The organism is Pseudomonas sp. K2I15 (genome assembly GCF_002204795.1).
Taxonomy (GTDB): Bacteria; Pseudomonadota; Gammaproteobacteria; order Pseudomonadales; family Pseudomonadaceae; genus Aquipseudomonas.
This window is the reverse complement of sequence record NZ_NIXO01000003.1, coordinates 180948-192013: the sequence shown is the minus strand read 5'-3', so window position 1 is coordinate 192013 and position 11066 is coordinate 180948. Positions and strand designations below refer to the sequence as shown.

The 11066-nt window shown below is 61.6% G+C and carries 9 protein-coding genes and 1 pseudogene; 2 read left to right on the top strand and 8 right to left on the bottom strand.

Annotation, left to right across the window (positions count from 1 at the left end; genetic code table 11):
- Positions 1–280 precede the first annotated feature (280 nt).
- Positions 281–757: pseudogene (locus tag CEC48_RS04390) on the bottom strand (flavin reductase family protein); the annotation flags it as partial.
- Between the two features lie 159 nt (positions 758–916).
- A complete protein-coding gene (locus CEC48_RS04385; protein ID WP_088422630.1) occupies positions 917–2086 on the bottom strand; it encodes a p-hydroxyphenylacetate 3-hydroxylase oxygenase component in 1170 nt (389 codons plus the stop codon).
- Positions 2087–2314: 228 nt separating this feature from the next.
- On the opposite strand from CEC48_RS04385, the gene CEC48_RS04380 reads away from it, so the two are divergent.
- Positions 2315–3802, top strand: a complete 1488-nt coding sequence (locus tag CEC48_RS04380; protein WP_088422629.1) for an aldehyde dehydrogenase family protein — start codon at positions 2315–2317, stop codon at positions 3800–3802.
- A gap of 563 nt (positions 3803–4365) precedes the next feature.
- Here CEC48_RS04380 and CEC48_RS04375 read toward each other — a convergent pair.
- The 6 genes from CEC48_RS04375 to CEC48_RS04350 all read right to left on the bottom strand — a co-directional run bounded on the left by CEC48_RS04375 (position 4366) and on the right by CEC48_RS04350 (position 10234).
- On the bottom strand, positions 4366–5976 hold the full coding sequence (locus CEC48_RS04375; RefSeq protein WP_088422628.1) for a gamma-glutamyltransferase family protein: 1611 nt from the start codon (positions 5974–5976) through the stop codon (positions 4366–4368).
- A gap of 25 nt (positions 5977–6001) precedes the next feature.
- Positions 6002–7093, bottom strand: coding sequence for a polyamine ABC transporter substrate-binding protein (locus CEC48_RS04370; RefSeq protein WP_088422627.1), 1092 nt, complete (start codon positions 7091–7093; stop codon positions 6002–6004).
- Positions 7094–7113: 20 nt separating this feature from the next.
- Entirely contained in the window at positions 7114–7893 is a 780-nt protein-coding gene (locus CEC48_RS04365) for an amino acid ABC transporter ATP-binding protein (protein WP_088422626.1), read from the bottom strand.
- 2 nt (positions 7894–7895) lie between these two features.
- The gene (locus CEC48_RS04360) at positions 7896–8672 is read right to left on the bottom strand and encodes an amino acid ABC transporter permease (protein WP_088422625.1); all 777 of its coding nucleotides are present in this window, start codon (positions 8670–8672) and stop codon (positions 7896–7898) included.
- Between the two features lie 12 nt (positions 8673–8684).
- Positions 8685–9491, bottom strand: coding sequence for an ABC transporter substrate-binding protein (locus tag CEC48_RS04355; RefSeq protein ID WP_088422624.1), 807 nt, complete (start codon positions 9489–9491; stop codon positions 8685–8687).
- A 74-nt stretch (positions 9492–9565) separates the two neighbouring features.
- Positions 9566–10234 carry a GntR family transcriptional regulator gene (locus CEC48_RS04350; RefSeq protein ID WP_088422623.1) on the bottom strand — a complete coding sequence of 223 codons (669 nt, stop codon included), beginning with the start codon at positions 10232–10234 and terminating at the stop codon, positions 9566–9568.
- Positions 10235–10523: 289 nt separating this feature from the next.
- Between CEC48_RS04350 and CEC48_RS04345 the strand changes: the two genes are divergently transcribed.
- Complete coding sequence (locus tag CEC48_RS04345) at positions 10524–11066, top strand: DUF3833 domain-containing protein (RefSeq protein ID WP_088422622.1); 543 nt, start codon at positions 10524–10526, stop codon at positions 11064–11066.

Sequence of the window (11066 nt, the reverse complement as noted above, 5' to 3'; positions counted from 1 at the left end):
TCATGTCCAGAGCGGAGAGGTGAGTGGCAGCATGGGCTCCCACACGTGCTTTAAGCACTCCGGGCATTCAGCTTGCCACTCACCGCTCTCACCCTCAGCTTAATCCCGGATCAAGACACAAGCGGGCTTGCTCGCGAATGCGGTGGGTCAGTGCCACATTCAGTGACTGACACTCCGCTTTCGCGAGCAAGCCCGCTCCCACATTGAAGCTGCGTCAATCCTCAAGAAGTGTATCGCCCTAAGCCTGCTTGGCCTCTAGCACTGACAATTGAATCGCCTGAATTTGTGCGTACGCCCCCTGGTGATAGAGCAACGGCGAGCGACCAAAATCATCGAAGGCCACGACCTTGCCAATCATGATCCAGTGATCGCCACCATCCACCTGCTGGTATTTCTCGCAATGAAACCGCGCCGAGCAATCGGCGAAGACCGGCGAGCCGCCCTCACCTGGTTCGAATTCGATTTCAGCGAAGCGGTCTTCCTTGGGCCGGGCGAAGTTGTTCGACAGGTCGATCTGGTCGGCCGCCAGCACGTTGACCGCAAAATGGCTGGCCTGCTCGAACACCTCGTGGCTGTTGGAGCGCTTGTCGATGCTCCACAGCACCAGCGGTGGGTCCAAAGACACCGAGTTGAAGCTGTTGGCGGTGACGCCGACCTTGCGCCCGTCGGCAGAGGCGGCAGTGACCACGGTGACGCCGGTGGCAAAGTTGCCCAGGGCCCGGCGAAAGGCCCGTGGGTCGAAGCTGTTATCAGACATGCAAGACTCCCGGATTACTTATTGTTATCGAGCAGCTCTGTGTAGGAGCGAGCTTGCTCGCGAAGGTCGTTAACGATGACGCGGGGTGCCTGGATGGGCGTGGCGCTCTCGGGCTTTTCGCGAGCAAGCTCGCTCCTACATGGGGGGCCGTGGCAGGCTTCAGATCATGCTTGGGTCAGGCTCAAGCCCCATCAGTTCACGCCCCAGAATCTGCGCGCACACGTCGTAATCGGTGTACGCGTGGGCGCCGGTCATATGGGAATCGCGGAACAGGCGCTGCATCTCGTTGTGCTCGAACCACGCATTGCCACCGGCGGCCTCGAACAAACGGTCCACCGCCTGGATGCACATCTTGGTGGCGTAAGCCTGGTTGGTGCGCCAGAACGCCAGGGTCTCGCGGCTGGGATAACGGTGCTGTTCGCTGTGTTCGGCGTGTTCCTGCCAGGTCTTTTCCAGGAAGGCCCGGGCAGCCGCCACTTGGTGAGTCGACTCAGCCAGGCGCATCAACGCCGGGGTCGCGGCGCCCACTGCCGCACCGGTGTAGGCACGTACGCGGGTCTTGGTTTTTTCGCGGAACACCTCAAGCATGCGCTCGGCCACGCCCAGGCTGACGGTGGAGAAACCGCTGGCGAAATACGGCCGGTAAGGCGAGTAGAAAATCTTGCTGTCAGGGTACAAACCGAAGCCTGCGGACTTGCCTTCCATCATGTCCTTGGCCTTCTGGATACGATGTTCGGGCACCAGCACGTTGTCGATGATCAGAGTCTTGGTGCCGCTGCCTTTCATACCGGCGGCGAACCAGTCATCGCGAATCTGATAGTCGCTGCGCGGCAGTACCGCGAAGCAATAATCCTGGGTGCCTTCGGCGTTTTTGCGGCGGAAACCGACAATCGCCCACTCGGCGTGATCGCAGCCACTGCTCCAGCCCATTTCACCGCTGAACAGCACACCGCCTTCGGTCTCTTCAGTGCGGCCAAACGGCGCGATGCTGCTGCTGGCGGTGGCATTCGGGTTATCGCCCCAGACTTCCTGCTGCAGCTTGGCCGAGAACAGCGCCAGTTGATGGCTGTGGGTGCACAACAGGCTCATGGCCCAGGCGGTGCTGGCACAGGCGCCGGCGAGTAAGGCGATGCAGTCGGCAAATTGCGGCAGGGAGACTTCCATGCCGCCAAAGGGTTTGGGTTGAAAGGCACGGTGCATGCCGATGCTCTTGAGCAGCGCAATGTTCTCGTCGGGGACTTTGCGGTCCTGCTCGGCCTGGAAGGCGTTGGCAGCGATGGTCGGCAGAATCGACTTGAGGTCTTCGAGGAGCGGGTTTGGCTTTTTCATGGACGGCCCTGCTTATTATTGGATGTCCGGCTGGCGTTCCAAATCAACGAACGGCGCTGGATGCAGGGCCAGTATGGAGTCGGTAATCACCCCGGAAAATGCACCTTCCACAGCCAAGATTGCACTTTCCACAGGCCTGGCAGCCACAGACATGTCGCCCGGCAGGCACAGACAAGCCTGGGTTGCCTGCGCTGGTTAACCTCGGGCTTTTGCGAGCAGGAAAATCCCATGAGCGATATTGCGCTGCTGCCTGAAGTCCAAGCTTTCCTTCGTCGAAACCATGCCTTGTTTATCGACGGTGGTTATGTCCAAAGCCATGCCAGCCAGACCCTGGAGGTGATCAACCCGGCCACCGGCGAGGTGATCGCCCATGTTGCCGATGCTGACCTTGCCGATATAGACGCGGCGGTGGAGTCAGCCCGGCGTGGCTTTCGGCTGTGGTCCCAGGTTGCCCCGGCGACGCGCGGCAACGTGCTGCTGAAACTCGCCGATCTGCTGGAGCAACACCGCGAAGAACTGGCGCAGATCGAAACCTGCCAGTCGGGCAAGATCATCCAGATTTCACGAGCCTTTGAGGTCGACCAGGCCGCGCACTTCCTGCGCTACTACGCCGGTTGGGCCACCAAGATCAGCGGCCAGACCATCACCCCGTCGCTACCCTCCTTCGCCGGCGAACGCTACACCGCGTTCACCCTGCGCGAACCGGTGGGTGTGGTGGTGGGCATCGTGCCGTGGAACTTCTCGACCATGATCGCCATCTGGAAACTCGCTTCGGCGCTGGTGACTGGTTGCAGCATCATCATCAAGCCCAGCGAGTTCACCCCGCTGACCATCCTGCGCATCGCCGAACTGGCCATCGACGCCGGCTTGCCTGCGGGCGTGCTGAACGTGTTGACCGGTGGCGGGCATGTGGGCAAAGGGCTGGTCGAGCATCCGGGTACCGACAAGGTTTCGTTTACCGGCTCGGTGCCCACCGGCATCGCGGTGGGCCGCAGCGCCATGGGCGCCGGCCTGACCCGGGCAACCCTGGAGCTGGGCGGTAAAAACTCGGCTGGGTTCCTGCGGGATGTCGACCTCGACAAGGCCGTCAATGGGATCATCGAAGCTGGCTTCCTGCACTCCGGGCAAATCTGCGCTGCTGCCGAACGCTTCTTCGCTCATCGCTCGCAGATCGAGCCGATCATGGACAAATTGGCGCAACGCCTCAGCCGGTTGAACATTGGTTCGCCGCTGGACGAACGCACCGAATTCGGCCCGGTCACCAACCGCCAGCATCAAAAGAAACTCGAATGGTTTTTCGCCAAGGCCCGAGCCGAGAACAATACGATTGTCCACGGCGGCAAGCTGATCGACGGGCCGGGGTGTTATGTGGAGCCGACCGTGATTCTTGCCAACACGATCAACGACACGCTGCTCAATGAAGAAACCTTTGGCCCGATCGCCACGTTCTTCCCCTACGACACCGAGGATGAGTTGCTGGAGCTGATGAACAATACGCCTTACGGCCTGAGCGCGAGCCTGTGGACCAACGATTTGAGCAAGGCCCTGCGCATGGTGCCGGCGATCAACGCGGGCACGGTGTGGGTGAACATGCACACGATGCTCGACCCGGCCGTGCCGTTTGGCGGCAATAAGTCTTCGGGGGTGGGCCGTGAGTTTGGCGGGGCCTTTATCGAGGATTACACCGAACTCAAGTCGGTGATGATTCGCTACTGACAGCCAGGCGGGGTGCCTCTGCTTGGGGGGATGCGAGCCGGGGACATATCCGTTTTTGTGGTAACGGCTGCTTATGGTTCCGCTTTTACAGCGGCTCACTTTTGAACAGCGCAAAAGTAAGCAAAACGCTCTTGCCCCACCACTCGGCACCTCGCTTAGGCTCGGTGTGCCCTCAACTCCGGTATTACTACGCGGGCCGCCGCGACGGGGCGTCCCTGCCCCGTCGCGGCTAAACCGGCGTCCTGCCGGTTTACCCGCTCCGTACTACCTGCGTTCGGCCAGCGTGGTTTAACGGGGCGCCTAAGATCAAGATCAACAGCAGATCAAGAACACAGCGGCCTGCCGGCCGGCTTGAGTGGTGTAGAGCAAAAGCAAAATCAAAGGCGCGCACGGTCCAAATGTGGGAGCGGGCTTGCTCGCGAAGGTCGTTAACGATGACGTTGGCATCCTGATCCAACGCAGCGCCCTCCGGTTTTTCGCGAGCAAGCTCGCTCCTACATAAAGGCGGTTAACCGCGGTTACGTACTCAAGCTGCCTGAATCCCACGGCCCGGACTGATTCGCCTACCACACCGCAATATGCGAATCCGCCCGGGGCTCGGTACCGCCGCACAACACGCCGCTGACCGGGTCTCGCAGGATGATCTGCCCGCGCCCGAAGTCCGTAAGGTCGCTGGCGATCTGCACCTGGTGCCCACGCCGCGCCAAGGCATTCGCCAGGTCCCGGGACGCGCCTTGCTCGATGCCCACCTTCATATCCCCCAGCCATTGCCAACGCGGTGCATCCAGGGCCGCTTGGGGGTTGAGCCCGAAGTCCACCAGGTTCATCACCATCTGCACATGGCCCTGAGGCTGCATGTAGCCGCCCATCACGCCGAACGGGCCAAGGGCCTGGCCATTTTGTGTGAGGAAGCCGGGGATGATGGTGTGGAAGGTTTTTTTGCCAGGCGCCAGGCAGTTGGCGTGGGCCAGATCGAGGCTGAATTCCTGCCCACGGTTTTGCAGGGCGATTCCACTGTCGGGCAGTACCACGCCAGAACCGAAGCCGTGGTAGTTGCTCTGGATGAACGAGACCATGTTGCCTTCCGCGTCGGCGGTGGCCAGGTACACGGTACCGCTGGCGTGGGGGTCGCCGGGTTTGGGGGGCTGGGCCTGTTCGCCGATCTGCCCGCGCCGCCGGGTGTTGTAGTCATCGCTGAGCAATTCGGCCACCGCCACGCGCATGTGCCGCGGGTCGGTGATGTAGTGCAGGCCGTCACTGTAGGCGAGTTTCATCGCCTCCAACTGGCGATGCCAGGTCTGCTGGCTGTCACGGTGATCGAAGCTGAAACCTTCCAGAATCTTCAGGGCCATCAGCGCTACCAACCCCTGCCCGCTCGGCGGGATTTCCCAGACGTCGACGCCTCGATAATTGATATGGATCGGCTCCACCCACTGTGCACGGTAACCGTTGAGGTCGGTGGCCCGCAGGTAGCCGCCGGTCGCACGGGAATGGGCGTCCAGGCGCTCGGCCAGGGCGCCGCGATACAGGCTTTCGCAACGAGTCGCGGCCAGCTCTTCAAGGGTTCGCGCCTGGGCCGGGTTGCGAAATAGCTCGCCCGCCTGTGGCGCCCGGCCGTCGATCAGAAACGTCTCGAACCAGGCCTCCAGCACCGGGTCACGATGGGGCGTGAACTCGTCCAGGGCGACCTGCCATTGATGGGCAACCACCGGCGACAACGCAAATCCGTCCCGCGCCAGGCTGATCGCCGGTTGCAACAGTTCGGCAAACGGCAGCTTGCCAAAACGTTGCGACAACTCGGCCCACGCCGACGGGCAGCCCGGTACCGTCACCGGGGTCCAGCCATATAGCGGCATCTGTTCATGGCCAGCGGCCTTGACCGCCTCGATCGACAGCGCCGCAGGCGCATGCCCGTTGCCGTTAAGGCCATGCAACTGGCCCTTGCACCAGACCAGCGCAAACGCGTCGCCCCCCAGGCCACAGCCGGTGGGCTCGACCACCGTCAGCGCAGCCGCCGTGGCGATGGCGGCGTCGATCGCGTTGCCGCCCTTCTGCATGACCTCGATGCCCGCCTGGGCGGCCAAGGGTTGCGACGCTGCGACCATGCCGCGCCGGGCAAATACGCTCTGGCGCTGGGACGGATAAGGGTATTCATGGGCAGAAAATTTTAACATGGCAAAGGCTCTTCAAAACAAGGGTTCATTGGCCGGATTTGATCCGGTTCCATTCCCGGGTCATCAGGCGCTGGATGGTTTCCGGCAGGTCGGCGGACACGAAGGTGTGGCTGATCACATCGTCACCGGGATAGATGCCCGGGTTGCCACTGACTTTGGGGTCCATCAGCGCCGTGGCGTCTTTGTTGGGGTTGGCGTAGCCCACGTAATCGCTGATGGGCGCAATCACGTCGGGGCGCAACAGGTAGTTGATCAGGGCATGGGCGTTGGCCACGTTACCGGCGTCCTTGGGGATCGCCAGCATGTCGAACCACAGGTTCACGCCTTCCTTGGGAATCAGGTAGCGGATGTCGATATTCTTGCCGGCTTCCTTGGCGCGACTCCGGGCCTGCATCACGTCGCCGGAATAACCGATGGCCACGCAGATATCACCGTTGGCGAGGTCCGCGGTGTATTTCGACGAGTTGAAGTAGGTCACCGAAGGCCGCAGTTCCATCAAGCGTTTCGAGGCTTGTTTGTAGTCGTCGGGCTTGACGCTATTGGGGTCCAGGCCGAGGTAGAGCATCACCTGGGGAATGATCTTCACCGGCGCATCGAGAAACGCCACGCCGCAGCTTTTGAGCTTGGCCAGGTTGCCGGGTTCGAACACCATCGACCAGGAATCCAGTACCGCATCCTTGCCCAGTACCGCGCGGACTTTTTCCTCGTTGTAGCCGATGCCCACGGTGCCCCACATATACGGCACGGCGTAGCGGTTGCCCGGGTCGGCGGCTTCGAGGCGTTGCATCAGGCGCGGGTCGAGGTGCTTCCAGTTATCCAGCAAGGAGCGTTGCAGCGGCTGGTAGGCGCCAGCACGAATCTGCTTGGACAGGAACTGACTGGACGGCACCACCACGTCATACCCCGAGTGCCCGGAGAGCAGCTTGGCTTCGAGCATCTCGTTGGTGTCGAAGATGTCGTACTGGACCTTGATGGCGCTGTCTTTCTCGAAGTTTTTCAGGGTGTCGGGCCCGATGTAATCGGACCAGTTATAGACCTTCACCACCGGGTCGGCGGCCTGGGCCATGGGGACAATGGCGGCGCAGCACAGGGCCGCGAACAAACTCGATAAGCGCATGGTTAATTTCCTTGGAAGGGTCATAGCACACGGCTGAGAAAGGCCCGGGTACGGGGATGGCTGGGGTGGCTGAAAATCTGTTCCGGCGGCCCTTGTTCGATGAGTTCGCCCTGGTCGAGCACCACCACGCGGTCGGCCACTTCACGGGCAAAGCCCATTTCATGGGTCACCACCACCATGGTCATGCCTTCCTCGGCCAGCTCTTTCATCACCTGCAGCACCTCGCCCACGGTTTCCGGGTCGAGGGCACTGGTGGGTTCGTCGAACAACATGGCCTGGGGTTTCATGGCCAGCGCCCGGGCGATTGCCACCCGTTGCTGCTGCCCGCCCGACAGCATCGACGGATAGTGGCCGGCCTTGTCCGCCAGGCCCACGCGTTCCAGCAAGCCGCGCGCCTGTTCGAGCGCCACGGCACGGGACACGCCGAGTACCTGGATCGGCGCCTCGATGATGTTTTCCAGGGCCGTCATATGGGGGAAGAGGTTGAAGCGCTGGAACACCATGCCGATGTCCCGGCGCTGACGGGCAATGTTGCGCTCCGAATCCCGCACCAGGCTGCCGTCGGCACGTTCGCGATACCCCATCGCCTGGCCGTTGACGCGGATGCGCCCGCCCTGGATGTCTTCCAGCAGATTGATGCACCGGATAAAGGTGGTCTTGCCGGAGCCCGAGGCGCCGATCAGCACTACCACCTCGCCACGGCGCACTTGCAGGGAAATGCCCTTGAGGATCTGCAACTGGCCGAAGGACTTGTGAACATCCAGCGCCTCGATGATCAACTCTTCACTTTTGTGCGCCATGGTTAGCGTCCCCTCAGCAATTTCAGGGTGCTGCGGCCGAACATCCGGCTGGAGGCCGGCGGCGGTGACGAAGGCCGGTCCGACTGGCCAAAACGCGCTTCCAGCCAACGCTGGAAAAAGCCCCAGAGCGTGGTCAGCAACAGGAAGTAGATCGCGACCACCAGGTACAACTCGAACACCCGGAACGTCGCCGAGGTGACCATCTGGGTACTGAGCAGCAGCTCCTGCACGCCGATCACACTCACCAGCGTGGTGTTCTTGAGCATCACGTTGAACTCGTTGCCCAGCGGCGGGACGATGACCCGGAACGCCTGGGGCAGCACGATGCGCCGCATCAGCTTGGCGAAGCCCATGCCGAGCGAGCGCCCGGCTTCGTATTGGCCCTTGTCCACTGCGCCGATGCCTGCCCGGATGATCTCGGCCATATAGGCGCCTTCGTTCAGGCCCAGGGCAATGATCGCCGCCTGGATATTTCCGGGGATGACCAACCCGAACAGGTCGATATCTTCGAAACGAAAAATCCCGCCCGCTGCCAGCGCCGTGTACAGAAACACGATCTGCACCAGCAACGGCGTGCCGCGCATCAGCCACACATAAAAGCGCACCGGCAGGTGCAGCAGCGGGTTCTTCGACAACCGCAACAACGCCGCTGCCAGCCCCAGCACACAGCCCAACAACATCGCCGACACTGCGATCAGGCACGTCAGCCACAGCCCGGTCAGGTACACCCCGCTGGGCTGCAGCAGGTACTGCCAGAACACATCCCAATTGAAATTCATCGTGGATTTGCCTCAGTCGAGTGTGTCGCTGCTCACGTGCCACTTGTTCAACAACTGGACGTAGCTGCCGTCGCTGCGCATGTCGCTGACCACTTGCTGCACGGCGGCGCTGAGTTGCGGGTCATCCTTGCGAATGCCCAGGCCAGTGAGGATCCGGCTGAACGCCGGCACGCCTTCCTGGAACAGCTCCGGGGCCATCGCGGCGTAGTAGCCGGCGGTTTCCACGGTGGTGCCATAGGCGTCCACCTGGTTGATGCGCAGTGCCTGGAAGGCATCGGTGTCGGTGTTGTACACCACCAGTTTCATGGGCGGCTTGCCGGCCTTGGCCAGGCTGTCATTCTGCGCGTCGAGCAGGGTCTTGATGGTGGAACCGTTGAGCACCGCAACCTTGTGCCCGGACAGGTCATCCAGCGCCTGGATGCCCTTGGGGTTACCCTTGGGCACCACCACCGACTGGCTGGAATACATGTAGTTGACGATGTCGATCACTTGCCGGCGCTCGGGCTTGTCGAACAACTGGTCGACGATCATGTCGCACTGCTGGGCCAACAGGGCCGGCACCAGCCCGGAGAACGGGATCACCCGCCACTGCACCTGTTTGTTCCCCAGCCGCTTGGCGATTTCCAGGCCCAGGTCGACGGTCAGTCCCCGGGGTTTCTGTGTTTCGTCGAAGGACACCAGGGGCGGTGAATCCATCCCCGAGCAATACACCAATTTATCGACCTTCTGCAGGCGCTCCGGCACCTGGGGCGCAGCAAAGGCCCATGGTGTGCAAAGGCCCAGGGATACGGCGACCAGCAAGGCGCGGCGTTTATGCATGACCAGACACTCCAGTTCGTTGAACAACGGGGGCAGGACTCAACGTCAAAACACGGTCGGGCTCGGGCCCGCTTCTATTTTTCCGATTGCAGGAACTGGATCAGCGCCGGCACGGTGCCTTCGATGTGTTCGCGTACCACGGCTTCGGCGCGGTCGGCGTCACCGGCACGGATCGCATCAAGGATCACCGCGTGTTCCTGGCGGGCGCTGAGGGGTTTCTCACCGTGCTGCAACCACAGGCGCATGGGCGCTTCCACCAGCGAATACAGCGCCGAGATTTGCTTCATCAGGCGCGGGCGGCCGCTGAGGCTGCACAGGTATTCATGAAAGGCACGATGCCGGCTGACCCACTCGGCGCTTTCATCGCGGTAGTCATCCATCTCGTCCAGCAGCCGCTCCAGCGCGGCCAGTTGGCGCTCGCCGATCCGGCCGACCGCCACGCGCACCGCCAGGCCTTCGAGGGCGCTGCGCATCTCGAAGACTTCGTGCAATTCGTCAATATCCAGGCCACTGACAATCGCCCCACGGTTGGGCCGCAGGGTCACCAGGCCCTGGGCATCGAGGCGGCGAAAGGCTTCGCGCACCGGCATGCGGCTCATGCCGATCTCGCTGGCAATGTCTTCGGCGATCAACCGGTCGCCCTTGCGGTAGCGGCCACTGCAAATCGCGTCCAGCAGGAAGGCATAGGCCTCCTCCTCGGCGGTCAGCGGCTGGCGTTCAACGTAAGCGGGAGCGAATTGCATCGGCAGCACCTTTTGAATTTTTGTATCCAATTATCCACAGATGCAAAAAAGCAGTTTGCGTGCCAAGTGCACGGCAAGAGATTCAAGCGATTGATTCAGATGAAGTTGGTGGGCCGCCGCGGCCATTGCGCGAAAGCGCGTTGCAGGAATGTGCTACCAAATGGCTCAGGGCAAGGCCCATAAATGTGCAGGACAGTAGCGGATAGCCTCCTAAAAACCTGTACAAACTTATAATTCTGTACAAGTATCGAAGCTTCCTCTGTATCACGCCCGCTCAGGGAGAAATGCAATGACCCGTCTATTGGTTTCGCTGGCCTTGGTTCTCGGTCTGTGCAGTTGTGGCAGCGTGGATGTAAAACACTATGCCGACCAACAACCGCAACTGGACCTGGTGCGCTTCTTCAGCAAACCCGTTAAAGCCTGGGGAATATTCGAGAAACGCTCCGGGGAAGTCGCCAAGCGCTTCGAGGTGAATATCGCCAGCCGCCGCGAGGGTGAGAACCTGATTCTCGACGAACGCTTTCTATACAGCGACGGTACTCGCCAGCGGCGTGTCTGGACCCTCACCCCCGACGGCCCGGGCCACTGGCGCGGTCGTGCTGATGATGTAGTGGGTGAAGCCAAGGGCGAAGTGGCCGGCAACGCGTTGCGCTGGCGCTACATTCTGAACCTGCCGGTCGATGGCTCCGTGTACGAAGTGAGCCTGGACGACTGGATGTACCTGATGGACGAAGACACACTGATCAATCGCTCCAGCATGTCCAAGTTGGGCGTCGAAGTGGGCCAGGTGACGTTGTTCTTCCGCCGCCAGTCCGCCCAAGAGGCCAACTGA

What these genes read in the sequence shown, in the direction of transcription:
- CEC48_RS04385 (WP_088422630.1), bottom strand. Translation starts at nt 2,086, where the DNA reads ATGAAAAAGCCAAACCCGCTCCTCGAAGACCTCAAGTCGATTCTGCCG.
- CEC48_RS04380 (WP_088422629.1), top strand. Translation starts at nt 2,315, where the DNA reads ATGAGCGATATTGCGCTGCTGCCTGAAGTCCAAGCTTTCCTTCGTCGA.
- CEC48_RS04375 (WP_088422628.1), bottom strand. Translation starts at nt 5,976, where the DNA reads ATGTTAAAATTTTCTGCCCATGAATACCCTTATCCGTCCCAGCGCCAG.
- CEC48_RS04370 (WP_088422627.1), bottom strand. Translation starts at nt 7,093, where the DNA reads ATGCGCTTATCGAGTTTGTTCGCGGCCCTGTGCTGCGCCGCCATTGTC.
- CEC48_RS04365 (WP_088422626.1), bottom strand. Translation starts at nt 7,893, where the DNA reads ATGGCGCACAAAAGTGAAGAGTTGATCATCGAGGCGCTGGATGTTCAC.
- CEC48_RS04360 (WP_088422625.1), bottom strand. Translation starts at nt 8,672, where the DNA reads ATGAATTTCAATTGGGATGTGTTCTGGCAGTACCTGCTGCAGCCCAGC.
- CEC48_RS04355 (WP_088422624.1), bottom strand. Translation starts at nt 9,491, where the DNA reads ATGCATAAACGCCGCGCCTTGCTGGTCGCCGTATCCCTGGGCCTTTGC.
- CEC48_RS04350 (WP_088422623.1), bottom strand. Translation starts at nt 10,234, where the DNA reads ATGCAATTCGCTCCCGCTTACGTTGAACGCCAGCCGCTGACCGCCGAG.
- CEC48_RS04345 (WP_088422622.1), top strand. Translation starts at nt 10,524, where the DNA reads ATGACCCGTCTATTGGTTTCGCTGGCCTTGGTTCTCGGTCTGTGCAGT.